Source organism: Streptomyces sp. NPDC091282 (assembly GCF_044757385.1).
GTDB lineage: Bacteria > Actinomycetota > Actinomycetes > Streptomycetales > Streptomycetaceae > Streptomyces > Streptomyces gramineus.
On record NZ_JBIVUX010000002.1, the window covers coordinates 1,436,021 to 1,461,387 of the forward strand.

Annotated in this window: 18 protein-coding genes; 5 read left to right on the forward strand and 13 right to left on the reverse strand. The window is 71.2% G+C overall.

The features are described from left to right. Window positions 1-95: 95 nt before the first annotated feature. A complete protein-coding gene (locus ACIQOE_RS13325) occupies window positions 96-1,682 on the reverse strand; it encodes a DUF4192 domain-containing protein (RefSeq protein ID WP_401411446.1) in 1,587 nt (528 codons plus the stop codon). A 131-nt stretch (window positions 1,683-1,813) separates the two neighbouring features. On the opposite strand from ACIQOE_RS13325, the gene ACIQOE_RS13330 reads away from it, so the two are divergent. Then, on the forward strand, window positions 1,814-3,979 hold the full coding sequence (locus tag ACIQOE_RS13330; RefSeq protein WP_401411448.1) for a RecQ family ATP-dependent DNA helicase: 2,166 nt from the start codon (window positions 1,814-1,816) through the stop codon (window positions 3,977-3,979). 285 nt (window positions 3,980-4,264) lie between these two features. Then, complete coding sequence (locus ACIQOE_RS13335) at window positions 4,265-4,885, forward strand: hypothetical protein (protein ID WP_362644285.1); 621 nt, start codon at window positions 4,265-4,267, stop codon at window positions 4,883-4,885. 304 nt (window positions 4,886-5,189) lie between these two features. Here the strand turns inward: ACIQOE_RS13335 and ACIQOE_RS13340 are convergent, their stop codons facing one another. The 3 genes from ACIQOE_RS13340 to ACIQOE_RS13350 all read right to left on the reverse strand — a co-directional run bounded on the left by ACIQOE_RS13340 (window position 5,190) and on the right by ACIQOE_RS13350 (window position 7,292). Then, a complete protein-coding gene (locus ACIQOE_RS13340; RefSeq protein ID WP_365560418.1) occupies window positions 5,190-5,816 on the reverse strand; it encodes a hypothetical protein in 627 nt (208 codons plus the stop codon). 68 nt (window positions 5,817-5,884) lie between these two features. Then, window positions 5,885-6,586, reverse strand: a complete 702-nt coding sequence (locus ACIQOE_RS13345) for a ribonuclease HII (protein WP_362180872.1) — start codon at window positions 6,584-6,586, stop codon at window positions 5,885-5,887. Between the two features lie 82 nt (window positions 6,587-6,668). Beyond that, window positions 6,669-7,292 (reverse strand): TetR/AcrR family transcriptional regulator, encoded by a 624-nt coding sequence (locus ACIQOE_RS13350; protein ID WP_401411450.1) that lies wholly within the window; start codon window positions 7,290-7,292, stop codon window positions 6,669-6,671. Window positions 7,293-7,482: 190 nt separating this feature from the next. Between ACIQOE_RS13350 and ACIQOE_RS13355 the strand changes: the two genes are divergently transcribed. Next, window positions 7,483-9,030 (forward strand): MFS transporter, encoded by a 1,548-nt coding sequence (locus tag ACIQOE_RS13355; RefSeq protein ID WP_401411452.1) that lies wholly within the window; start codon window positions 7,483-7,485, stop codon window positions 9,028-9,030. A 310-nt stretch (window positions 9,031-9,340) separates the two neighbouring features. Here ACIQOE_RS13355 and ACIQOE_RS13360 read toward each other — a convergent pair whose 3' ends face one another. From ACIQOE_RS13360 to ACIQOE_RS13370, 3 genes are all read right to left on the reverse strand, one after another. Then, window positions 9,341-10,279 carry an ADP-ribosylglycohydrolase family protein gene (locus ACIQOE_RS13360; RefSeq protein ID WP_365560427.1) on the reverse strand — a complete coding sequence of 313 codons (939 nt, stop codon included), beginning with the start codon at window positions 10,277-10,279 and terminating at the stop codon, window positions 9,341-9,343. A 10-nt stretch (window positions 10,280-10,289) separates the two neighbouring features. Then, complete coding sequence (locus ACIQOE_RS13365) at window positions 10,290-10,949, reverse strand: histidine phosphatase family protein (RefSeq protein WP_351326714.1); 660 nt, start codon at window positions 10,947-10,949, stop codon at window positions 10,290-10,292. 85 nt (window positions 10,950-11,034) lie between these two features. Beyond that, on the reverse strand, window positions 11,035-11,640 hold the full coding sequence (locus ACIQOE_RS13370; protein ID WP_351326713.1) for a YdbC family protein: 606 nt from the start codon (window positions 11,638-11,640) through the stop codon (window positions 11,035-11,037). A gap of 151 nt (window positions 11,641-11,791) precedes the next feature. Here ACIQOE_RS13370 and ACIQOE_RS13375 point away from each other — a divergent pair, with 151 nt between their 5' ends. Continuing rightward, window positions 11,792-12,325, forward strand: a complete 534-nt coding sequence (locus ACIQOE_RS13375) for a TerD family protein (protein WP_365560430.1) — start codon at window positions 11,792-11,794, stop codon at window positions 12,323-12,325. Window positions 12,326-12,400: 75 nt separating this feature from the next. Here ACIQOE_RS13375 and ACIQOE_RS13380 read toward each other — a convergent pair whose 3' ends face one another. Further along, the gene (locus ACIQOE_RS13380) at window positions 12,401-15,301 is read right to left on the reverse strand and encodes a vitamin B12-dependent ribonucleotide reductase (protein WP_351326710.1); all 2,901 of its coding nucleotides are present in this window, start codon (window positions 15,299-15,301) and stop codon (window positions 12,401-12,403) included. 164 nt (window positions 15,302-15,465) lie between these two features. Then, window positions 15,466-16,014, reverse strand: a complete 549-nt coding sequence (gene nrdR, locus ACIQOE_RS13385) for a transcriptional regulator NrdR (protein WP_362644292.1) — start codon at window positions 16,012-16,014, stop codon at window positions 15,466-15,468. 504 nt (window positions 16,015-16,518) lie between these two features. Here nrdR and lexA point away from each other — a divergent pair. After that, window positions 16,519-17,298, forward strand: a complete 780-nt coding sequence (lexA, locus tag ACIQOE_RS13390; RefSeq protein WP_089104346.1) for a transcriptional repressor LexA — start codon at window positions 16,519-16,521, stop codon at window positions 17,296-17,298. A gap of 179 nt (window positions 17,299-17,477) precedes the next feature. Here lexA and ACIQOE_RS13395 read toward each other — a convergent pair whose 3' ends face one another. The 4 genes from ACIQOE_RS13395 to ACIQOE_RS13410 form a co-directional block, all read right to left on the reverse strand. Further along, window positions 17,478-19,454 (reverse strand): ATP-dependent DNA helicase, encoded by a 1,977-nt coding sequence (locus ACIQOE_RS13395; RefSeq protein WP_351326706.1) that lies wholly within the window; start codon window positions 19,452-19,454, stop codon window positions 17,478-17,480. A gap of 263 nt (window positions 19,455-19,717) precedes the next feature. Further along, window positions 19,718-20,629 (reverse strand): GNAT family N-acetyltransferase, encoded by a 912-nt coding sequence (locus ACIQOE_RS13400; RefSeq protein WP_401411457.1) that lies wholly within the window; start codon window positions 20,627-20,629, stop codon window positions 19,718-19,720. Window positions 20,630-20,814: 185 nt separating this feature from the next. Continuing rightward, on the reverse strand, window positions 20,815-23,133 hold the full coding sequence (locus ACIQOE_RS13405) for an IucA/IucC family protein (protein ID WP_401411459.1): 2,319 nt from the start codon (window positions 23,131-23,133) through the stop codon (window positions 20,815-20,817). Window positions 23,134-23,525: 392 nt separating this feature from the next. Then, on the reverse strand, window positions 23,526-25,187 hold the full coding sequence (locus tag ACIQOE_RS13410; protein ID WP_401411461.1) for a diaminobutyrate--2-oxoglutarate transaminase family protein: 1,662 nt from the start codon (window positions 25,185-25,187) through the stop codon (window positions 23,526-23,528). Window positions 25,188-25,367 lie beyond the last annotated feature (180 nt).

Sequence of the window (25,367 nt, forward strand, 5' to 3'; positions counted from 1 at the left end):
GTCGCGGAACCGCTCCAGTCCGACGAGGATCCGTGCCCAGCGCCGGACAGCACCGCCCCGAATCCGTCCCTGTGCCGCCAGTGATCGGCCCCCGTTCACTCGTCGTCCTCGCCGCGGCCCTTGCGGGCGGGTGAGTCCTCCCGCGCGGTCCGGCCGCCCCGGAGGCGGGTCCTGTCCGCATCTCGGGTGCGCTTGCCCGCGCCGGGTCCGGACACCCCGGGGCGGGTCCGGGCGGGTCCCGCTTCTGTCGGGCGCGGACGGGACCTCTGCGGCCGCGGCAGCCGCAGGTCGGGGCCGCCCTCCGGGCGTGGGCGGCGACGGCGTCGGGTTCCGGGCGCGGCAGGCGCGGTCGGTTCGAGGCCGTCGGCCGGGTCGACCGGGCCGATCTGTCCGAGGCCGTCGATCGGGTCGATCGGGTCTTGGGGGTCGCTCACATCGTCCGCGGCGGTGGCGCCGATGGCTGCCGGGCTTTCCGCCGGCTCGCGGACCATAGAACCGGTGGACTGTGTGGATCCCGCGCGCAGGCAGCGGCGGATCGACTCCGGGTCCAGGCCCTCGTTGCAGGCGCGGTGCAGCAGGCGGGCGAAGAGGTACTCGGGATCCGCGCCCAAGGCCATCGCCAGCGCCTCCCGCGCCTCCAGTTCGTCGCCGGTCGACCATGCGACCCAGCCGGCCAGGGTCAGGGGCGCGGCGGCGTGTTCGCCGTACGAGCCGACACAGCGGCGGGCGAGGGCTCGCCACAGGCGCAGGGCGGGTCCGGCCTGGTCGCCCTCCATCCAGGCGGCCGCCCGGTCGCGGGTGACGCGGTCCTGCAGCCCGAGGATCAGCCGCGCGGCCTCACCGTGGTCCAGCAGGGCGTCGTCGCGGAGGTCTGCCTGGTGGATGCCGGACACCGGGACGGCCGCGGCATAGCGGTCCTTGAGCTGCTCGGCGAGGGCGAGTGTCTCCTCGGCCACTTCCGCGCGCGACACCTCGTCGAGAATGCGCGGCACCATGGCCATTCCGGCGCGGTCCAGGGCGGCCTCCTGTTCCGGCGCCGCGCCGCTCTCCCAGGGCTGCAGCCTGGCTCGCAGCTCGCGCAGGGTGCCGCGCACCTGGATCCCGGCGTAGGTGGCGGCTGCCGCGAGGACGGAGGTGCCGGGCAGGCCCATGGGCGAGCCCTCCGCAGGACAGCACTCGTCCGCAGGGCAGCAGTACGACCAGAAGCGGCCCTCGGACACGCACAGCGCCTCGATCACCGGCACGTCGAGGCGACCGCACTCGGTGCGCAGCAGCTGGGCCAGTGGGGCGAGCCGGCGCATGACGTCCCGGCCCGTCTCCCCCGGCGACGGCTCCTGACAGACGTAGGCCACCATCCGCTCGGGGCGGGTCCCGCGCCGTTCGCTGCCTGCCACCAGGCCCTGGGCGAGCTGGCGTGCGGCCGATTCCCAGTCGTCCGTGTGGGCGGGGATGCCGAGCCGGGCACGGCCGCCGAACCGGCCACGGCCGCCGCGGTCGTGCAGGGCCACCAGCACCATGCTCTCCTCGGGGCGGTAGCCGAGGAGATAGGGCAACGCGTCGGCCAGCTCTGCCGGGGTGCGCAGGGTGATCTGAGTGCCGTGGGTAGAACAGCCGAGGGGGTCGGCGGCTCCGGTGATGTCGCCGTTTTCGGAGGGTCCTGTGGTTTCGCTGTGATTCGTCATGCGCCGACGATCTCGCGGATCATCAAATTCCGGTTTGCCCTGTGGACAACTCGAATCAGGGACACGCCAAAGCCGGTCCCGCTCGTCCACAGGCCGCCCGGCTGTCGGTCCCGTCCTGTTGTATGGGACGCATGGAGCACACGAGCAACGCGGAACTCCGGACGCGGGCGGATGCCGTCCTCGCCCGTCTCGTCGGCGACGACACGGGCGCGGCCCGGCTGCGCGAGGACCAGTGGCGGGCCATCGAGGCACTGGTCGCCGACCGGCGCAGGGCCCTGGTGGTGCAGCGCACCGGCTGGGGCAAGTCCGCGGTGTACTTCGTGGCGACCTCACTGCTGCGCGCCGCGGGCAGCGGCCCCACGGTGATCGTCTCTCCGCTGCTCGCGCTGATGCGCAACCAGGTCGGCGCGGCGGCCCGGGCGGGCATCCACGCCCGGACCATCAACTCCTCCAACACCGAGGACTGGGAGGCGATCCAGGCGGAGATCGCGGCCGGCGAGGTCGACGTCCTGCTGGTGTCCCCGGAGCGTCTGAACAACCCCGACTTCCGCGACGAGGTCCTGCCCAAGCTGGCCGCCGCGACCGGGCTGCTCGTCGTCGACGAGGCGCACTGCATCTCGGACTGGGGCCACGACTTCCGTCCCGACTACCGGCGGCTGCGCACCATGCTCGCCGAGCTGCCGCCGGGTGTGCCGGTGCTGGCGACCACCGCCACGGCCAATGCCCGCGTGACCGCCGACGTCGCCGAGCAACTGGGGACCGGCGGTGGCTCGGACGCGCTGGTGCTGCGCGGCCCGCTGGACCGGGAGAGCCTGAGCCTGGGTGTGCTGCGGCTGCCGGACGCCGCGCACCGGATGGCGTGGCTCGCGGATCATCTGGACGATCTGCCGGGCTCCGGCATCGTGTACACACTCACCGTGGCCGCCGCCGAGGAGGTCACCGCCTTCCTGCGGCAGCGCGGGCACACGGTGGCGTCCTACACGGGAAAGACGGAGAACGCCGACCGGCAGCAGGCCGAGGACGACCTGATCGGCAACCGGGTCAAGGCCCTGATCGCCACCTCGGCCCTCGGCATGGGTTTCGACAAACCCGATCTCGGGTTCGTGGTGCACCTGGGCTCGCCCTCCTCCCCCATCGCCTACTACCAGCAGGTGGGCCGTGCGGGACGCGGTGTCGAGCACGCCGAGGTGCTGCTCCTGCCGGGCCGGGAGGACGAGGCCATCTGGGAGTACTTCGCCTCGCTGGCCTTCCCCTCGGAGGACCTGGTGCGCCGCACCCTGGACGTCCTCTCCCGCGCCGCCGGCCCCGTGTCACTGCCCGCGCTGGAACCGCTCGTGGAACTGCGCCGCTCGCGGCTGGAGACCATGCTGAAGGTTCTCGACGTGGACGGCGCGGTCAAGCGGGTCAAGGGCGGGTGGATCGCGACCGGTCAGCCGTGGACGTACGACGCCGAGCGGTACGAGTGGGTGGCCCGGCAGCGGGCGGCCGAGCAGCAGGCGATGCGTGAGTACGCGGCCACGACGGACTGCCGGATGGAGTTCCTGCAGCGCCAGCTCGACGACGAGGGCGCGAAGCCCTGCGGCCGGTGCGACAACTGCGCGACGCCGCGGTTCACGGCGGACACCTCGACCGCCGCCCTGGACGCCGCACGGGTGGATCTCGGCCGCGCGGGTGTGGAGGTGGAGCCCCGCCGGATGTGGCCGACGGGCCTGCCGGCCATCGGCATCGACCTCAAGGGCCGCATTCCGGCCGGTGAACAGGCCTCGCCGGGGCGGGCCCTGGGACGGTTGTCGGACATCGGCTGGGGCAACCGGCTGCGGCCGCTGCTCGCGCCCCAGGCACCGGACACGGCCGTTCCGGACGATGTCGCCCGTGCCGTGGTCGATGTCCTGGCCGACTGGGCGAAGGGTCCGGGCGGGTGGGCCCCAGGCGCGGCCGAGGCGCAGCCGCGCCCCGTCGGTGTGGTCACCGTCTCCTCACGCTCCCGGCCCCTCCTGATCGACTCCCTGGGCGCCCGCATCGCGGAGATCGGCAGACTGCCCCTGCTGGGTTCCGTGGAGTACGCAGGAGAGGCACCGCATCTCTCACGCAGCAACAGCGCCCAGCGCCTCAAGGCCCTGGACGGCGCGTTGACCGTGCCGCCCGCCCTGTCCGCCGCGCTCGCCGCGGCCGAGGGGCCGGTGCTGCTGGTGGACGACTTCACCGAGACCGGCTGGACGCTGGCGGTCGCGGCCCGTCTGCTGCGCAGGTCGGGGGCGCGCGGAGTGTTGCCGCTGGTCCTGGCCGTTCAGGGATGACGGGCCCGGCTCTGTTCGCATAGGGGATCGCGTGCGGTGCCCGTACGGGTCCGGCTCGGACGCCGCTGCGTCCTCGGGGGCCTCACTGGGTAGGGATATAAGTCACGGACCGCCAGATAGCGGTCGGTGGCCCCATTTGCTCGTTGCCGCAATCAAGTTCGACAGGAAGAATTGAAGTCCGCTCCCCGCACGGCTCGTCCGTGATCCGGTTGGGCCTTACTGCGGTGCGCGCTCCCCCGAATCCGATCTCGCCCGCTGTGTGGGCGCGTAGCCGAAGGGAGGAACGTGACCTTCGGATTCGCTCCGTCCTCGACAGCATCGTTGTCGACGTCCGCGTCCGCCGCTTCCGCCAGCCGCCTGCTCGAACCGGCGGAGTGGGCCGATGCCGGTATACCGCTGCTGCGCAACCCCCGTGAGGTGGTCAGCGGGCTGCACGCCAGGCACCGTCCCAAGCCTTCGACGGCGATCGTGGCCGTCCTGGACCCGGAGGAACGTCTCTGCGCCAGCGCCTCGTTCATCAGGCGCCCGGCACCGGCCGACGGCTGGATGTTCCGCAACGCGCTGCTCGCGCAGTTGCGCCGGGTCATCCCGCACGATCTGCGCCGCCGCACCCCGGTGCGGACCGCCGTACTGCTCTACTGCCGCGAGGGGGACGGGCGTTGGACGGAGGAGGACGGCGCCTGGATGTGGGGGCTGCGGGACGCCTGCACACTGCACGGGCTGCGCTGCGGGTCGTACATCACGCTCACCCATGACGGCTGGCAGGTGCTCGGTGAAGGGCGCGGCGGGCGGCGCCCGAACGCCGACTCGCCTCCCGAACCGCTTGCCCTGTCAGAGGCCCCGCCCCTGTCACCGCGTACCGGCGGCGCCGTCTCCGAGGTGCTGCGGCGCGCGGCCGCCCGCTGAAGCCGGCCCCCCCACGTGGGGGCACCGGCCGAGCACGCATCGCCGGGCACGGCCGGAGCGGGCCGCGCGAGATGCCTCGGCGGGGTGACACAGCCCTCTCCTGACTCCGGAAGACCGCAGGCCCGTCCGGGCGTTCGGCGGATCCGGCCGGTGCCCGCGTTCCGGATCTTCCGCCCGCCGAACGGCGGCGTCCCCGGCACCCGTGTGCCTCGCCAGGTGTCCGGGCATGCCGAAGGCACCACCGTGCGAGTACGCCACCGAGCGCACTCGGGTACCTCCGGAGTCCAGAGGCGCCGCGAGTGACTCAGACGCCGACGCCGAGGACCGAGTTGATCCGCTGCGGGTCGCCGCAGACGATCAGCAGGGCACCGGCCCGCGAGAGGGCCAGCGGCAGGGCGGTGGCGGCGACGTCGTCGGGACCGCCGTTGACGGCGACCACGACGACCGGGCGGGTCGCGGCACGGGAGGCGACGGCGGCGTCCGTGTAGAAGACGTCGTCACCCGCGTCGTGCTGCGCCCAGTAGGAGGCTTCACCGAAGGACAGCTCGTGGCCGGCCCACGGATGCTGCGTACCGGTGGTGATCACCAGCACGTCACCGGGGGCACGGCCCGAGTCGAGAAGCAGGTCCACTGCCTCCTCGGCGGAGTCGAGAGCACTCTCGACGGATGCCGGGATCAGCTGGATCTGCGGGGCCGCCGCTGCCGCGGCGGGCACGGCCGGGCCGGACGGGCCTGGCTTGGCCGTGTCACGCGGCGTGCGCTGCACCGGCGGCGTGGGCCGCAGAGGGCCGGGACGACCGGGACGCGGCGGAGCCACGGGGCGGGGGCCGGGTACGGGACGAGGGGTCGGCGCGGTACGGCCACTGGCCGAAGTGGCGCGGGGACCCTGGGCACTCTCGTGAATCTGAGGCTCCTCGGGAATGAGAGGCATGAGCTGATATCTATCAAACGTTGGTGCAGGTCACGTGAACTGGGTGGCACAACAGTGCGACTGGAACGTCAGAAGTCGAAGCCGAGCTGACCCTCGATCTCCGGAACGCTTCCCTCCGCCCAGCTGCGGACCTTCTTGAGGTGCTGCCACTGGGGCAGCGCATCAAGATACGCCCACGACAACCGGTGGTACGGGGTGGGCCCCCGCTCCTCCAGTGCGGCCTTGTGCACGGGCGACGGATACCCGGCGTTGTCCGCAAATCCGAAGTCTGCATGGTCGATACCCAGTTCGGCCATCATTTTGTCGCGCTGAACCTTGGCGATCACCGAGGCCGCCGCGACGGCCACGCACGATCGGTCACCCTTGATGACCGTACGCACCTGCCACGGCAGACCGAGGTAGTCGTGCTTCCCGTCGAGGATGACCGCGTCCGGACGGACCGGAAGGGCCTCCAGCGCACGGACGGCGGCCAGCCGCAGCGCGGCCGTCATCCCGAGGCTGTCGATCTCCTCCGGCGAGGCATGGCCCAAGGCGTAGGCCGTGACCCACGTCCGGAGCACCTCGGCAAGTTCCGTGCGGCGCTTGACGGTCAGCAGCTTGGAGTCGGTGAGACCCTCGGGGGGTCGGCGAAGACCGGTGACCGCGGCACAGACGGTGACGGGCCCGGCCCAGGCGCCGCGCCCCACTTCGTCGACACCGGCGATGACCTTCGCTCCGGTCGTGGCGCGCAGAGAGCGCTCGACGGTGTGAGTAGGCGGTTCGTACGGCATGGCGACCTCAGGGTACGCCGCGCCGATCCCCGAGCGACACCCCGCCCTTCCCTTCGGGTGCGCGGGCCGCCGGAGCGGCGGATCAGGCCCCGCGTGACCGGAGCAGCGGAAGCATGAAGTGGTCGATCATCCGCTCAAGATCCTGGTCGCTCCATTCGCTTCCAGAAATCTTGTTGCGGTACATCATCATCGCCGGAATCGCGTCGAGGACGTACTCGTTGACGGCGTCCGCGCGCACCTCCCCCCGTTCGATACCACGGCGGACGATGTCACCGATCAGCTTGGTGGTGGGCCCCACGACACCGTCGAAGATCACGCCGTGGAACCGCTCGACCTGTGTCGGATCGCATTCGTGAATCACCGACCGCAGTGCGAACCCGGGGCGCGAGAACATCGCGTCCCGGGCCTGCCGGCAGAGGGCCAGCAGGTCGTCGCGCACACTTCCGAGGTCGGGCGCCTCCTCCAGGCGCGGCAGACCCGCCTGCAACGCGTCGGCGACCAGTTCCTCCTTCGAGGACCAGCGCCGGTACACCGCGGCCTTCCCGGTCTGCGCGCCCGCGGCGACGCCCTCCATGGTGAGGCCGTTCCAGCCGACCGTACTGAGCTGCTCCAAGGCGGCGTCCAGGATCGCACGTTCGAGGACCGCGCCGCGCCGCCTGGGGGACGCCGCCTTGGGAGGAGCGGCGGTCCAGCGCGAGGTTTCCATCTGAGTTTCTCCAGCGAGCGAGGGGAGGCGGGGATTCCGGAGCGGGGGTCGGGCACGGCACGCGACGACGAAGGGGGACGCGGCGCGCGACGCGCATTAAGTGAACGCTTGCGTTCTCTACCGAGGACTCACTACCGTTGACGCGACAGTGAACGCGGGCGTTCACTAACACCTTCGTGGGGGATCCACCGTGACAACCTCTCAATTGATACCCGATCAGAAACCCGGTGCGGCCCGCAGGCAGGGCCGCCCCGGCATCGCGCTCACCGTGATTGCCGCCTGCCAGTTGATGGTCGTACTCGACGCGACGATTGTGAACATCGCGCTCCCGCACATTCAAGACGCACTCAAGTTCAGCACCACGGACCTCACCTGGGTGGTCAGCGCCTACACGCTCACCTTCGGCGGCCTGCTGCTGCTCGGCGCGCGGGCCGGTGACATCCTCGGCCGGCGCCGGGTGTTCATGACCGGCATCCTGCTCTTCACCTTCGCCTCGCTCCTCGGCGGTCTCGCCCAGGAACCCTGGCAGCTCCTGGCCGCACGCGCCCTGCAGGGCATGGGCGGCGCGATCGCGTCGCCGACCTCGCTGGCGCTGATCACCACCACCTTCCCGGAGGGACCCGAACGCAACCGCGCGTTCGGCGTGTTCGCCGCCGTCTCCGCGGGCGGCGGTGCCATCGGCCTGCTGGCCGGAGGCATGCTCACCGACTGGCTCGACTGGCGCTGGGTGTTCTTCGTGAACGTGCCGATCGGGCTGCTGATCGTCGCCCTCACCCCGCAGTACATCAACGAGTCCCAGCGGCATCCCGGGCGGTTCGACATCGCGGGTGCGCTGACCTCCACGCTGGGCATGGTCTCGCTGGTGTACGGCTTCATCCGGGCCGCGGAGGACGGCTGGCGCGACTCGCTGACCCTCGGGTCCTTCGGTGTCGCGGTGGTGCTGCTGCTGGCGTTCGTCTTCATCGAGGCCAGGGCGAAGGAACCCATCACCCCGCTGCGGATGTTCGCCGACCGCAACCGCTCCGGCACCTACGTGATCATGCTGAGCCTGGCCGCCGCGATGTTCGGCATGTTCTTCTACATCGTGCTGTTCGTGCAGAACGTGCTGGGCTACAGCCCGATCCGGGCCGGCCTCGCCTTCCTGCCCGTGACGGTGGCGATCGCCGTCGGTGCCGGTCTGTCGCAGCGGTTCCTGCCCCGGCTCGGTCCCAAGCCGTTCATGATGACCGGCTCCGCGCTCGTGGTCGTCGGCCTCACCTGGCAGACGTTCATCAAGCCCGACAGCTCGTATCTCGGCGGGATCCTCGGACCCATGCTCGTCTTCGGCTTCGGCATGGGCCTGAACTTCGTGACCGCGACCGTCACAGCGGTCTCCGGGGTCGCACCTCACGAGGCCGGAGCCGCCTCCGGACTGCTCAACGCCATGCAGCAGGTGGGCGGTTCGCTGGGGCTGTCGATCCTGACCACGGTCTTCGGCTCGGCCAGCAAGGACGAGGCGAACAAGCAGTTGCCGAAGTTCCTCGCGGATGGCTCGCAGGAGCAGAAGGCGGCGTTCGCCAAGACCCACCAGCTGCCCGCACCCTGGGGGCACGAGGTGCTCGCGCACGGTATCTCGACCGCGTTCGTCCCGGCGGCCGCCATGGCCGGTCTCGGCCTGCTCACCGCCTGGCTGGTGATCAAGGTCAGGAAGAGCGACCTCGAAGCCCTCGCGGGCACGGCCGGTCCCGGCCTGGGCTGACGGCCCCGCCAGGCCCGCGCGAAGCCGTGGACGGCCGGACCGACGCCACAGCACAGGCGGCGGAGGCGGTGGTCCAGCCGTCCGCACCACGGCGAACCGCGGCACGGCGCACCGAGCCACGAACATCATCAGCAAAGCCGTCACGGCCCACACCGCCGGCACCTCCCCCGCGACTCGGCTCTCTCCTTCGCCTTCGTCCTCCGCACTCGGACGGAGCGCGGAGGGGATGCCGGGAAAACGCGCGACGGTCACGCAGAGTTCCCGTCAGGCACGGAGAGTTCCGGCCCCCTGAGCACCGGCACCGCCGGCACTACGCGGACGCGCTGCCGTCACCCGCCCCGGCACCCGTCGGCGCCCACTGCGGCAGCGCCTCCGTCCGCTCCGCCCACGCGACCGGGGGCGCTCCCGCCGCGCCGGCAGCGAGCACGCCGCCGACGATCGCGCAGGTGGTGTCCACGTCGCCGCCCACTCTGGCGGTCGTCCAGAACGCCGTCTCGTAGTCGCCGAGAGCACGTGCCGCCGACCAGAGGGCGAAGGGGACGGTGTCATGGGCACTGGTGCGCCGCCCGCAGCCGAGGACGGCCGCCACGGTGCCCGCGTCGTCGTAATCGAGCATGTCGCGGGCGCGTCGCAGGCCCTGGCCGACGGCGCTCCTGGGGACGAGCGCCACGACCCCGTCGAGCAGCTCCTCGGGGCCGGGCGGGCCGTCGGGTGCCGCCGCCAGGGCCGCCGCCGCGGCGACCGCCATGGCGCCGACCACGGCCTCGCGGTGCTGGTGCGTGGGGTAGGCCGAGATCTCGGCCTGATGGGTGGCCTGCTCCGGATCGTCCGCGTACCAGGCGCCCAGAGGTGCGATCCGCATCGCCGCGCCGTTGCCCCAGGAGCCTCGCCCGTTGAAGAGCGCGGCGGCCAGTTCGCGCCAGTCGCCGCCCTCCCTGACGAGCCGGAGCATCCGGTTGACGGCGGGACCGTAGCCCCGGTCGAAGTCGTGGTGCGTGGCGAAGGAGTGGGCGAGCGCGTCCTGGTCGACGCGGTGGTGGGCGGCGAGAATGGCGACGACGGAGCAGGCCATCTCGGTGTCGTCGGTCCACTGCCAGGTGCCCGGTGGCAGCTCGCGGCGCTGGAGCAGCGGGTAGTTCACGGGGACGAAGAACTGGGAGCCCAGCGCGTCGCCGGTCGCGAGCCCGCGCAGGCTGGCCAGGGCGCGCTCCAGGCGCCCGGCGTTCGGAAATTCGGAGGAAAGGGTCATCGCGGCCAGCCTAGCCGCTCATCCAGTTGACCTCCGGGTCCCGCCAGCGGTCGAACGGCCGGTCGAGCGTGTACTTGCCGTCGTCCCCGAGAACGAGCATGCGCATCTCGGCGTTCCCGGGGTTGGACAGCGACTCGAAGTCCGCGACCGTCCAGTGGAACCACCGCATGCAGAACAGCCGCATCGCCAGTCCGTGGGTCACCAGGAGCACGTTGGGCGGATGGTCCGGCGCCTCGAAGCTGCGGAACAGGCTCTCCAGGAAGCCGCCGACCCGGTCGTACACGTCGGCCCCGGACTCACCCTGGGGGAAGCGGAAGAAGAAGTGGCCGTAGGCGTCCCGGTAGGTCTTCTGCAGCCGTACGTCGTCGCGGTCCTGCCAGTTTCCCCAGTCCTGCTCGCGCAGCCGGGGTTCCTCGCGCACGCGTATGAGGTCCGGGTCGAGGTGGAAGGCGCGGAGTGTCTCGTGTGTACGGCGGTACGGGGAGACATACACGCTGACGGGCTCCTGGCCGAAGATCTCCCGGATGCGTTTTCCGGTCTCCTCGGCCTGCCGCCAGCCCCGCTCGGTCAGGGCCAGTGAGTGGTCGGGTTCCCGCTCGTACACGGAGTCGTCGACATTGCCGGTTGACTCGCCGTGCCGGACAAGGACGATGCGCCGTGGTCGTGCCATGCCAAAACCCTAGATTGAGTGGCGGAAAATCGAGCACTCGGAAGGGCCTCATACGGCGTAGGTCACACATATCCGGGTTGGAGGTTCACACGATCCAGCTCGGTTCGAGCTCCACGATGTCGCCCGTGAGGGCCGTGATGTCGGTCTCCGTCTGGGCGCGCAGTGCCAGACGCTCCACTCGTTCGGTGCGGTACTTGCCGTGTTCGGCGGCGGCCCGCCACATCGAAAGGATCATGAACTCGTTGGCCGGGGCCTCCGCGAACATGCCTCGGATCATGCCGGGGGAGCCCGCCATCGCCGGGTTCCAGACCTTCTCCTGCATCAGCGTGAAGTGCTCGACGCGGTCCTCGCGCACCCGGCAGTGGGCGACCCGGACCAGGTCGGAGTCCGTGAAGCGCGGTTCGAAACCGGTCTTCACGTCGAACCGGTACTCGAACAGCCTGACCTGCTGATCCTTGAACGTACCGGCCTGTGACGCGGCCAGACGGTCGTGCGAGCGCGCCATGAAGGAGTCGTAGAAGGCACGGCTCTCCCAGAAGGCGAAGGTGTGCGCCACTCCGGCCCGCTGCCGGCTCCAGCCACCGCCCTGTCCCCGAAATCCCGGCTCCCCCAGAAGCCCCGCCCATTTCCGCTGCCCCCGCTCGAAGCCGCGGCGGTCCACCACGGTGCAGCGAATCCACTTGACCAGCACCGCGCCATCGTAAGGCCAAGGGACGTGGCGCCGGTCACGCTCCGGCGGAGATCACCCGCGCACGCGCCCCCGCGTACATGGCACGATGGACAAAGAGCCTTGGCAGCCCCGTAGTTGGGGTAGTGGATCTCCCGGGGGAAGGGGACACGTGATGAGCGGTTTCAGCAAGGCGATCGGCAAGGTCGAGGTCGCGCTGAAGTGGGATCCCAGTCCGGCCGGGCAGCCGCCCACGGATCTCGACATCATCGCCGGTACGTACACGGCGGACGATCCGTACGGGAGCCCGGCGTACCTCGTGCACTTCGACAGCCGCTCGCCCGACGGGACGATCTTTCTCAACCGGGACAGCCAGGACGGCAAGGGCTTCGGCTGGGACGAGGTGATGACGCTCGAACTCGACCGGCTCGACGCCCGGTACACCCGCGTGGTGGTCGGGGCCGTCATCCAGCAGCGTTCCGCGCACCGGACGTTCGTGAACGTCCTGAATCCGGAGGTACGCGTGCGGGAGGGCTACAACGTGCTGGCGGAGGACGACTTCGGCTCGGTCCTCGGGGCGACGGCGGCCGCCGTCGCGGAGTTCGTGCGCGACGGTTCGGGCTCCTGGAGCTTCCGGCCCGGCCTGCACGGTTTCGAGGACGACACGGAGGACTTCACCCGTGCCATGGGCGGCCTCGGCCGGCCGTGACGGCAAGGGAACCGGAGCAGCGGTAAGGGGCGTCGGCCAAGGCCGACGCCCCTTACTTCATCTCATGTCAGTGCGTCAGCTGCAGCCGCTCGTCGAGCCGCAGCCCTCGCAGATGTAGCAGGAACCGGCCCGCTGCATCTTCGTACCGCAGGAGAAGCAGAGCGGAGCGTCCGCCTGGATGCCCAGCTGCATCTCCACCAGTTCGGCGCTGGTGTGGGCCTGCTTCGGAGCGGGCTTGGCGACCTCGGCCTCGGCCTTCGGCGACGCCACGGCCTTCAGCTCCTGGGCGCGCGGCGCCGACTGGGCCAGACCCTCGACGTCGACGTCGGCGTCCTCGAGGGACTGCTCGTACGAACCGGTCTCCAGGTGCCGCTGGCGCTCCTCGGCGGAGTGGATGCCGAGCGCGGAGCGCGTCTCGAACGGCAGGAAGTCCAGCGCCAGGCGACGGAAGATGTAGTCGACGATCGACTGCGCCATCCGCACGTCCGGGTCGTCCGTCATGCCGGCCGGCTCGAAGCGCATGTTGGTGAACTTCGAGACGTACGTCTCCAGCGGCACGCCGTACTGGAGGCCGACGGAGACCGCGATGGAGAAGGCGTCCATCATGCCCGCGAGGGTCGAACCCTGCTTGGACATCTTCAGGAACACCTCGCCCAGGCCGTCGTCCGGGTAGGAGTTGGCCGTCATGTAGCCCTCGGCGCCGCCGACGGTGAAGGACGTGGTGATGCCGGGACGCCCCTTCGGCAGACGCTTGCGGACCGGGCGGTACTCGATGACCTTCTCGACCGTCTCGCGGATGGTCGCCTCGGCCTTCTCGGTGACCTCGGTCTTCTCCTTCTCCTTGGTCTTGGCGGAGAGGGGCTGGCCGACCTTGCAGTTGTCGCGGTAGATCGCGAGCGCCTTGACGCCGAGCTTCCAGGCCTCGAAGTAGATCTCCTCGACCTCCTCGACGGTGGCCGTCTCCGGCATGTTGACCGTCTTGGAGATGGCACCGGAGATCCACGGCTGGATCGCGGCCATCATGCGGACGTGGCCCATCGGGGAGATGGCGCGCTCGCCCATGGCGCAGTCGAAGACCTCGTAGTGCTCCGGCTTGAGGCCGGGGGCGTCGATCACATTGCCGTTCTCGGCGATGTGGGCGACGATCGCCTCGATCTGCTCCTCCTGGTAGCCCAGGCGGCGCAGGGCCTGCGGGACCGTGCCGTTGACGATCTGCATCGAGCCGCCGCCGACCAGCTTCTTGAACTTCACGAGCGCCAGGTCGGGCTCGACGCCAGTGGTGTCGCAGGACATCGCGAGACCGATGGTGCCGGTGGGGGCGAGGACGGACGCCTGGGAGTTACGGAAACCGTTCTTCTCGCCGAGGCGGACCACGTCCTGCCAGGCCTCCGTGGCAGCGGCCCACACCGGGGTGTCCAGGTCGTCCGTACGGACGGCCACGGCGTTGGCGTCGGCGTGCTGCTGCATGACCCGGTTGTGGGCGTCCGCGTTGCGGGCGTAGCCGTCGTACGGGCCGACGACCGCGGCGAGCTCGGAGGAGCGCTTGTACGCCGTGCCGGTCATCAGGGAGGTGATGGCACCGGCCAGCGCACGGCCGCCGTCGGAGTCGTAGGCGTGGCCGGTCGCCATCAGCAGGGCGCCGAGGTTGGCGTAGCCGATGCCGAGCTGGCGGAAGGCGCGGGTGTTCTCGCCGATCTTCTGGGTCGGGAAGTCCGCGAAGCAGATGGAGATGTCCATCGCGGTGATGACCAGCTCGACGACCTTCGCGAAGCGCTCGACGTCGAAGGACTGGTTGCCCTTGCCGTCGTCCTTCAGGAACTTCATCAGGTTCAGCGAGGCGAGGTTGCAGGACGTGTTGTCCAGGTGCATGTACTCGCTGCAGGGGTTCGAGCCGTTGATGCGGCCGGACTCCGGGCAGGTGTGCCAGTGGTTGATCGTGTCGTCGTACTGGATGCCCGGGTCGGCGCACGCCCACGCGGCCTCGGCCATCTTGCGGAACAGGCTCTTGGCCTGGACCTCCTCGATGACCTCTCCGGTCATCCGGGCGCGCAGACCGAACTGTCCGTCCTGCTCGACCGCCTTCATGAACTCGTCGTTCACGCGGACCGAGTTGTTGGCGTTCTGGTACTGGACGGACGTGATGTCGTCGCCGCCCAGGTCCATGTCGAAGCCCGCGTCGCGCAGGGCGCGGATCTTCTCCTCCTCCGTCACCTTGGTCTTGATGAAGTCCTCGATGTCGGGGTGGTCGACGTCCAGGATCACCATCTTGGCGGCGCGGCGGGTGGCGCCGCCCGACTTGATGGTGCCGGCGGAGGCGTCCGCGCCGCGCATGAAGGAGACCGGGCCGGAGGCGTTGCCGCCGGAGGAGAGCAGTTCCTTGGAGGAACGGATCCGGGAGAGGTTCAGGCCGGCGCCGGAGCCGCCCTTGAAGATCATGCCCTCTTCCTTGTACCAGTCGAGGATCGACTCCATGGAGTCGTCGACGGACAGGATGAAGCAGGCGGAGACCTGCTGGGGCTGCGGCGTGCCCACGTTGAACCACACGGGGCTGTTGAAGCTGAAGATCTGGTGCAGGAGGGCGTAGGCCAGCTCGTGCTCGAAGATCTCGGCGTCGGCGGGTGAGGCGAAGTACTTGTGGTCCTCGCCGGCCTTCCGGTACGTCTTCACGATGCGGTCGATCAGCTGCTTGAGGCCGGTCTCGCGCTGCGGGGTGCCGACGGCGCCCCGGAAGTACTTGCTGGTGACGATGTTGACCGCGTTCACCGACCAGAAGTCGGGGAACTCGACGCCACGCTGCTCGAAATTGACCGAGCCGTCGCGCCAGTTGGTCATGACGACGTCACGGCGCTCCCAGCTCACCTCGTCGTACGGATGCACGCCGGGGGTGGTGTGGATGCGCTCGATACGCAGTCCCTTGGTGGCCTTGGTTCCCTTCGCGCGGGAACTCCGTGCCGGACCGCTCGCCGTCTCTGTCATGCCGCCTCCCTCTACGGGCGAAAACGCCCTGAAATGCCACGATGTTCCCGTGACACGCTGTTCTGTAGTCACGTCGCGGACACCCTCAGCTGCCATCCGCGACAAGTCCTGGATCGCCGTCCGACAACCGGATCCGAGTCCTCCGCCCGGTTCCGGTCCGCCCGTCAGCCGGTGATGTGGACGGGCTCGGGCGTGCGGGTGCCTCCGCCCGGCCCGTCGTCTTCCTGGCTCCCCGCTCCCGCGTCTTCGTCGTCCGCGACGGGGCCCTGTGCCGCCTGCCTGAGCTCCGCGATAGCCGTCTCGAAGTCGTCGAGCGAGTCGAAGGCCCGGTAGACGGAGGCGAACCGCAGGTAGGCGACGAGGTCGAGTTCCTGCAACGGGCCGAGTATGGCCAGCCCCACGTCGTGGGTGGTCAGCTCGGCGCTTCCGGTGGCCCGCACCGCCTCCTCGACCCGCTGGCCGAGCAGCGCGAGCGCGTCCTCGGTGACGGGCCGCCCCTGGCACGCCTTGCGCACGCCATTGATGACCTTGGTACGGCTGAACGGCTCGGTCACTCCGGACCGCTTCACCACCATGAGCGAGCACGTCTCCACGGTCGTGAAACGACGGGAGCAGTCGGGACACTGGCGGCGCCTGCGGATCGACGTGCCGTCGTCGGTCGTACGGCTGTCGACCACACGGCTGTCGGGGTGCCTGCAGAAGGGGCAGTGCATGATCTCCAACCCTCCTCACAGCAGACTCGATGACCTCGCCAGGCCACTCGGGCCCCGCGAAGCAGCCCCAAGCATAGGCGATCTCAGAGCCGCCGGAGACCCGGGGGACCACAACTTGTGGGCCGCCTTCGAAATCCAACCACTAGATGTGGTGATTGGCTGATACATCGCCAGGTTGCGCGTGTCGCACACGTACCGCTACCGCGGATACGGAGATACCGTGGGCGCCGCACGGAGGTCACGTGCGACTCCGGCGCAGATGGGGGCAGTGGTCCCGGTGGGCGGCGGTCCGGATGGCAGACTGGGCGCACCCACAAGGCCATCGGTCCGGCGGTGAAGAGTACAGCAATGGAACCTTTTGTCCGCCGGGTGCCGCGTGAGCCATACACCCAAACATGTGGTCGCGTACGGTGAACCGCGGTTTTTCACTCGAACGTGTGTTTGGCGCAACCTTTCGAAAGCAACTACCGTTGTCCAGCAGGGAGACCATCGAGAGGGGCCGACGTGACCACGACCGCAGACAGTGCCACCATCACCGCCCAGGACCGCTCCCAGGGCCGACTCGACCCGGTGCATGCCATGAACGAAGCCGTGAACCCCGAGGGACACAAGCGGTCCCTACCGGGCCGACCTCCAGGCATCCGGGCGGACAGCTCGGGCCTGACCGACCGGCAGCGGCGGGTGATCGAGGTGATCCGGGACTCGGTGCAGCGCCGGGGCTACCCGCCGTCGATGCGCGAGATCGGCCAGGCCGTCGGGCTGTCCAGCACGTCCTCGGTGGCGCACCAGTTGATGGCGCTGGAGCGCAAGGGCTTCCTGCGCCGCGACCCGCACCGCCCGCGCGCGTACGAGGTGCGCGGCTCGGACCAGGCCGTGAGCGTGCAGCCCACGGACACCGCCGGCAAGCCGGCCGCGTCCTACGTCCCGCTGGTCGGCCGGATCGCCGCCGGTGGCCCGATCCTCGCCGAGGAGTCCGTCGAGGACGTCTTCCCTCTCCCCCGGCAGCTGGTCGGCGACGGCGAGCTGTTCGTGCTCAAGGTCGTCGGTGACTCCATGATCGAGGCCGCGATCTGCGACGGCGACTGGGTCACCGTCCGCCGCCAGCCGGTCGCCGAGAACGGCGACATCGTCGCGGCCATGCTCGACGGCGAGGCCACGGTCAAGCGCTTCAAGCGCGAGGACGGCCACGTCTGGCTCCTCCCTCACAACGCGGCCTATGAGCCGATTCCCGGCGACGACGCGACCATCCTGGGCAAGGTCGTCGCGGTACTGCGGCGCGTCTGACGCCGACGGCGGGCGGTCACTCCGCCCGCCCTCCGATCGGGCCCCGGGACCTCTGCGCCGGTTCCGGGGTCTTGCACTGTCCGGAAGCATCCGGGACCACCTCGCCCCGGACCCCCGGCGACCGCGTCTTTCCGATCGGGGGTTAGCCTGACCCGGCGCCGGGTCAGGCTAACCCCCGATCACTGCGCCTCCGCCTGCTGCGCCGCCGCGTCGATGGCGGCCAGCGATCGCCTGACCTGGTTACGGTCCGTCGTATACCAGAAGTCGGGCAGTGACGACTTCAGATAACCGCCGTACCGGGCGGTGGCCAGCCGCTGATCGAGCACGGCCACCACGCCCCGGTCACCGGACGCCCGGACCAGCCGGCCCGCGCCCTGGGCCATGAGCAGCGCGGCATGCGTGGCGGCTACCGCCATGAAGCCGTTGCCTCCGGCGTCCTCGACGGCCTTCTGCCGGGCGCTCATCAGCGGGTCGTCCGGGCGCGGGAACGGAATCTTGTCCATGACCACCAGCTGGCAGCTGGGGCCGGGCACGTCGACGCCCTGCCACAGGGAGAGCGTGCCGAAGAGGCAGGTCCGCGGGTCCGCCGCGAAGTTCTTGATCAGTTCGCCGAGGGTCTCCTCGCCCTGCAGCAGCACCGGGTACTCGGGGATCCGGACGCGCAGTTCCTCGGCGGCCTGCTGGGCGGCCCGCATCGAGGAGAAGAGGCCGAGGGTGCGGCCGCCGGCCGCCTGGATCAGCTCGGTCAGTTCGTCGAGCATGTCGGCACGGTCGCCGTCCCGGGCGGGACGCGCCAGATGCTTGGCGACGTAGAGGATGCCCTGCTTCGGATAGTCGAACGGGGAACCGACGTCGACCCCCTTCCACTGCGGCAGGTCGTCGCCCTCGGTGCCCTCCGGGGCGAGCCCCAGGGAGGCACCCACGCCGTTGAAGTCGCCGCCGAGCTTGAGCGTCGCCGAGGTGAGGGTGACCGAGCGGTCCGCGAAGAGTTTCTCCCTGAGCAGGCCCGAGACGGACATCGGGGCGACCCGCACGGAGGCGCCGAAGCGGTCGTGGCGTTCGTACCAGACGACGTCCCACTCGGAGCCGTTCACGATCCGCTCCGCCACGTCGTGCACGCCCTCCACCGAGGCCAGTGCCTGCTTGCGGACCGCGTCCTCGTCCTGGACCGACTTGTCGCGGGTGGTGCCTATGGCGGAGATCACCGTACGGGCGGCGTCCCTGAGCGCCGCCAGGGCATAGCCCAGATCCTCCGGGATCTCCTCCAGGCGGCCCGGCAGGGCCAGCTCCATCAGCCGCTCGAAGCCCTCGGCGGCGGTCTGGAGCTGGTCGGCGGCCTTCTCGTCGACCAGCTTGGCGGCGCGCCGGACCGCCCGGTTGACCTGTCCCGGGGTGAGCTCGCCGGTGGCGACGCCGGTGACCCGGGAGACCAGTTCGTGCGCCTCGTCCACGATCAGCACCTCGTGCTGCGGGAGCACCGGGGCACCCTCGATGGCGTCGATCGCCAGCAGCGCGTGGTTGGTGACGACGACGTCCGCGAGCTTCGCGCGCTCGCGGGCCGTCTCGGCGAAACACTCGGGGCCGTAGGCGCACTTGGACGCGCCCAGGCACTCCCGCGAGGAGACCGACACCTGCGCCCAGGCCTTGTCGGAGACGCCCGGGGTGAGGCCGTCACGGTCACCGGTCTCGGTCTCGTCCGCCCAGTCCCGCAGCCGCAGGAGGTCCTGGCCGAGCTTGCTGGTCGGGGCGGCCGCCTCGAACTGGTCGAAGAGGCCCTCCTCCTCGTCCTGCGGTACGCCCTCGTGCAGCCGGTGCAGACACAGGTAGTTCGACCTGCCCTTGAGCATCGCGAACTCCGGGCGGCGGCGCAGCAGCGGGTGCAGGGAGTCGACTGTACGCGGCAGGTCCCGCTCCACGAGCTGTCTCTGCAGGGCGAGGGTCGCGGTGGCCACCACGACCCGCTCCCCGTGGGCCAGCGCGGGCACCAGATAGCCGAGGGACTTTCCGGTGCCGGTGCCGGCCTGGACCAGCAGATGGGATCCGTCGTCGATCGCTTCGGCGACCGATTCGGCCATGGTCACCTGGCCGGGGCGCTCCGTACCGCCGACAGCTGTGACAGCGGCGTGCAGGAGTTCAGGGAGAGAGGGCTTCGTCATAGCGCGACCACCCTACGGCCCGGCACTGACAATCGGGCGATCACGGCGAGGACAGGGGCCGGGACCGGGCGGGGTGCTCCGGAGGGGGCGGGTCGGGCCCGGAGCACGGGAAGGCCGGGCAGGGCGCGGGGCAGGCGGGGGGCGTCACCTGGGTCCTTTTCTTCTGCCTGCTTCTTCTTCTGCCTGCGTCCGAATTTCTTCGCGGGCCGGGAACTTGATCGGCGGCCGCTTCGTACTACATGTGTACGCGCCATCACTCAGCGCTACATCAGATGACGTAGGGGCCGGTCACGGATCATGAGGGCGGCCCGTTTGGCAGGCAGGTCGAGTTCGGCGGCGTAGCGGAAGCCCGCGCCGAGGAAGGCGGCCAGGGAGGGGGTGTTGCGAAGATCGGGCTCCGCGACGACGCGCGCGCAGGCGGGCCGGTGATCGAGTACGAGATCGGCCACGGCTCTGAGCAGGACGGACCCCAGTCCACGACCCCTGTCGGCGGCTTCGCCGATGAGGACGTGGAGTCCGGTGTCGTGCGGACGGGCCGGATAGTGGCGGGCGAGCGGGTCCAGGTCGGCCCGGTAGATCTCCCAGTAGCTCATCGGGGTGCCGTCGAGGCTGCCCAGGCAGGGCACGCTGCGGCCGTCGCCGGCGAGCTGGGCACGCAGGTGGTCCTCCGTCCGCGCCGATGAGCCTGCCAGCTGCCAGAAGGCGGCCACCGCGGGGTCGTTCATCCAGCGGCTGATGACCGGCAGGTCGCGTGCGATGTCGACCGGTACGAGGCGGAAGGTGCCGACGGGGGTCTCGGTGGGAGCCCAGCCGGCCGGCTGGTCGAGCAGGTCCAGGGTGTCGAGCGGGCCGAGCTGGTCGTGGACGGCGACCGGCCGGTCGTGACCGGGTACGGCGGATCGGTCGTCGTCGAGCGTGGCGGCCCGGTCGTGGGCGGGGGCGGCGGCTCGTCCGGGAGTCGCCGGTGCGGGAAGGTCTCCGCTTCCTTGGTCGGGGGCGGTCGCCTTCTGCGAGAGGAGGGTGAGGAGGTCGGCGGGAAGCCGGAGATCCAGGGTGTCCTCGCAGTCGCGGGTGTCCTCGGCGGGACCCGAGCGAGCGGAGGGATCGGAATGAGCGGGTGGGACGGGGTGGACCGGTACGGGGCCTGCGTCGGCGGTCGCGTCGGTGGGAGGCATGGTGCGCTCCTTCAGAAGACGAGGTGGGTCATGTTCCTCGGTCGGGAGGTGAATGGAGGTCGGTGGACAGAGGTCCGGGGACGGAGGTCAGGCAACGGACGCCGGTGAGGCTGTCGGCGGCCGATGGCTGGAGGGCCGGTGCCGAAGTCGGTGCCGGCGGGACGGTCGGACGGATCGATGGACGGTCAGGACAGGAGGGGGTTGGCGATGGTCACGTAGACGGACTGGGTGTCGACCGGACCGATGAGTTCGTCGAGTCCGTGCAGCCGGGTCAGCAGGTTGGCCTTGCAGCGCAGGACAGGTGAGTCGAGGAGTCGACCGGGAAGGGAGGTGCGCAGCCGGGCAGGCCCGGAGGCCACGTCGGCTAGGAATCGGCGGAAGGCCGCGAGCAGCACGCTTTCGTCGGCGAGCCGTTGGGAGCCGAAGGCGCCGATCAGGCCGAGGACGTTGTTGACACCGAGGTAGTAGGTGAGGCGTTCATCGGCGACGTCGTCGGGGACGAAGGTGTCACTGTGCTCGCCGATACCGGGCAGCCGGGCGTCGAGTTCAGCCCGTCGGGACTCCCGGAAGTAGTAGCCCTGGTTGTCCCGGTAGCGTCCGCCGGTAGGCCAGCCGTCGGCGTCCAGCAGGAGCAGGGTGTTCTGCTGGTGTGCCTCCAGGGCGATTCCGGCCTCGCCGTCGAGCCAGAGCACCGGGCGCACCACCTGCTCCAGGTAGCGCAGGAACCACTCGGCGCTGACGGCGCCGACGGGGCGGCCGCAGCGTTCGCCGAGCCGGGCGACCACCCGGGCGAGCCGGGAGCGGTACGGCCGTGGACCGCCTTTCGCCGCCGGGACGTCGAGGGGTACGGGTGCTGTCAGTCCGGCGAGGCAGGACACGTCGTCGGCGGGGGTGAACGGGTTGTGCCGGATCACCACGTCGAGTCCGGGCACGGGCCGCCCGTCCTGACCGTCCACGCCGAGCCAGGCGGGGTCGCGCACGATGTTGAAGCCGGGGTGGGCGGCCTGCCAGTGCTCGGCGAGGCCGGTGCGTAGCAGGCGGTGCACCTCCACACCGCGGTGGAGTTCCTTGCGCAGGTTCTCCCGGCGGGAGTTGGTGATGCGCAGGCCCAGTGACAGCTTGAGCATCGCGGGGGCGCCCCCGCGGTACACGGTTCGTACGGAGGAGGTGGGATGCCAGGGGGCGCCGAGGGGCCCCAGGTCGCGCAGGAGTCCGGCGTCGAGCAGGGCGGCGACCGCCTCGCGGTGGCGGATCTCGCGGGCCTGCCAGGGGTGCAGGGGAAGGGCGGCGGCGCAGCCGTCGGGAAGGGGGAGAGCGGTGCCGGCCAGGTTTTCCATGAGGTGGGCCGCGGGGACGGGGCGGCCGCGTTCGGTCCAGGCGGAGTCGGTGGCGAGGAGAGAGGAGGAGACCGCCATCCAGTGCAGGGGGAAGGCGCCGCGCAACTCCGGTGAGTAGAGCCGGGCCTCGGCGTCGGTCAGGCCCTCGCGGCTCTTCGGGGTCGGGTGCAGCGGGTGACCGAGCAGGAGAGCTTGCTCGGCGGTGAGGAAGCGGTCGGGTCCGTCGACCGGTTGGGCTCGCCTGTCCGCGATGAAGGTGACCGTACGGCGGAGGGAATCGGCGACTCGGGCGACGAGGTCACCGGCGGCGGGAGCCGCCGGTGTGCGGACGGTGCCGTGGGCGGGGCTGGACGGCCCGTCGGGGTGCACATCGCCTCCGCCGCGGTGGGATCGGTTGCCGTCGGGTCCGTCGACGGCGTTCTCGACGGGGCGGCTGGCAGGGGCGACCGAGCCGGTGCCGCTGTGGACCGGGCCGGTGCGGCCGCGGTCTTCGGCGACGGCGCTCTCGATGTGGCCACTGGCAGCCTCGACCGGGCCGGTGCGGCCGTGGACCGGGCCGGTGCGGCCGCGCTCTTCGGCGACGGCGCTCTCGAAGGGGCCGCTGGTGTGCTCGACCGGATCGGTTACGCCGGGCGCTGGGCCGAGGCTGCCCTCGGCCAGGCCGGTGCCGCCGTGCACCGGCGTCGGTCGGCTGCCGCCCTCGGTCTGAGCTGGTACGCCCTCGGCGGGTCGGGGGGCCGTGGCTCCCGCGGCGACCGGCGTCTCCCTGGCGAGGAGTGCGGCGAGGGTGAGGGCGTCGACGGGTGGGGCGGTGTCGGGGGCGCCGGCCAGGCGCGGCGGGCCGAAGCGGTGCCAGCCGGTCGGGGACCAGTGGCGGACCGGGGTGATCAGGGCCGTGCCGCTGGCGGGCAGCGGGATGTGGAGGGTGCCGGTGTCGGGGGCGGGGAGGTTCGTCTCTCGTGCCCAGCAGCGCAGCAGGTTCTCCACGGCGGCGGTCTGGGCGGCGATGTGCGGGTCCTGGTGTTCCAGGAGGTCCCCCGCGTCGTCGCGGTGCGGCTCGGTCAGGACGGTGCGGGCGCGTTGCTGGGGAACCGCCTCGGCGAGCGGAACGGGGTGTCCCTGCGGACCTTGGTCTCCGTGGTCGTCGGGGGCGGGGGTGGCGTTCAAGGCGGTTCCTCGGGGGCTTCGGCGGTGCGGTGCCGGCCGGTGGTCGTCGGCCGTCGCCTGCGGCGACTTCGGCCGGCCGGGGTGTGGATCGGGTGGTGGTGGTCGTGACGGAAGAGGAGTGGACGATGTGGAGTTCGAGGCGTGACCCGGTCGGGCCGGGTGAGTCGGTGAAGGCCTGCGGGGGCGGCAGCGACGCGGTGCGTCGGCGTCGGCGTCGGGCGGACGGGGTGCTGACGGCGATGGTCCGGCGGTGCCTGGCCGCCGGGAGGCCGGCCGTGTTCCGGGGAGGGCGTGGCTTGCCGGTGGTCCGGCGGGCCGATGCTCTCCGGGTCGTCCGTTCGGCTCGGCCGCCCCGGGCGCGTTGGCCGGTCGGCCCGTTCCGGACGGGTCGCCTAGCCGGACGGCTCGTCGCGGTCGTCCGGTCGGCGGGGTGGTCGTACGCCGTGGGCCACCGGGTCGCGGGCCACGGCCGCCACGGCGTCGGCGAGGCGGTCCAGGACGGCGGCGGCCTGTTCGTCGGTGATAGTCAGCGGCGGCAGAAGGCGTACGACACCGGCGTGGCGGCCGCCGAGTTCGACGATCAGTCCGCGCTCCAGACAGGCGCGCTGCACGGCGGAGGCCAGTTCGGGGGCGGCCGGGTGCGGCCGGGACCGGCTCCCGTCGTCCCACCCGCTCAGTGCGCCCCCGTCCCATCCGCTCACCACGGCGCCGCCGAGGCCGCTCCCGCCTCCGGCATCGCGGTCCGCACCGACTCCGTCCACGGCGGCGCCCCGTGGCCCCACCGGCGTGTCCCGCGCCGAGCCCCGGAGCCCGTTGTCACCGTCCCACGGGCTCGCCGGGCGGTCCTGCGACTCCCGTGTCGGCAGCGCGCGTCCGTTCCGCGTGGCCTCCGTGCCCCGCTCGCCCTCCGCCTCCGGGTCCACGAACTCGACCCCGATCATCAGGCCCCGCCCCCGCACATCGCCCACGCACGCGAACTCGTCCTGCAGAGCACGCAACTGGGAGAGCATGCGGGAGCCGAGCAGGGCCGCGCGTTCGGAGAGGCCGTTCTCACGGACGTGGGCGAGGGTGGCCGTGCCGGCGGCCATGGCGAGCTGGTTGCCGCGGAACGTTCCGGCATGGGCACCGGGTTCCCAGACGTCGAGGTCGTCGCGGTAGACGACGACGGCGAGCGGGAGGCTGCCGCCGATGGCCTTGGACAGGACCATCACGTCGGGGACGACTCCGCTGTGCTCGACGGCCCAGAAGGCCCCGGTCCTGCCCACCCCGGTCTGGATCTCGTCCGCGATGAGAGGGATGCCGCGGTCCGCGGTGAGCTGTCGCATCCGGCGGAGCCAGGCGTCGGGCGCGGGGAGCACCCCGCCTTCGCCCTGGACGGGTTCGAGGATCATGCCGGCGGGCAGCGGGACGCCGGACTTGGGGTCGTCGAGGACGGACTCCGTCCAGCGGGCGGCGAGTTCGGCACCGCCGGGGCCGCCGACTCCGAACGGGCAGCGGTAGTCCTGCGGGTAGGGCAGCCGGGCGACCCGTACGTCGCAGGCGCCGCCGGAGGCGGCCAGTGCGCCGCTGGTCATGCCGTGGTAGGCACCGGTGAAGGCGAGGACGCCGGTGCGGCCGGTGGCGGCCCTGACCAGTTTGAAGGCGGCCTCGACGGCGTCCGTGCCGGCGGGCCCGCAGAACTGGACGCGGGCGCGGTCGGCGAGACCGGGCGGCAGGGTGCGGAACAGTTCGGTGGTGAAGGCGTCCTTGACGGGGGTCGCCAGGTCGAGGATCGAGAGTGGAGCGCCGGAGTCGAGGACCTTACGGATCGCCTCCAGCACGACCGGATGGTTGTGGCCGAGCGCGAGGGTGCCGGCACCGGAGAGGCAGTCCAGGTAGCGGCGGCCGTCGGCGCCCTCGATGGTCAGGCCGCGGGCGCGCACCGGCACGATGGGGAGGGCGCGGGCGTAGGTCCGGGCCCGCGACTCGCGCGCCGACTGGCGTCTCAGGATCCCCTCGTGCGCCTCGCGCGCTCCCCCGGACGTCTCCCCGGTCACCGACTCCGTCACGGCCACGGCTCGCTGTCCTCCCCGCTGTCCAGAGGCGAGTTGATCGGCGGGCACCGGGCACAGGCAGCGGGACCCCCACCGTTACCAACCCCGGACCGGCCGGTGGGTTACGGGTTGCCCCAAGATCATTACCTGGACCGTGCCGAGGGACCCGCAGACACGTCGCGGCAGGCCCGATCGAGCGGC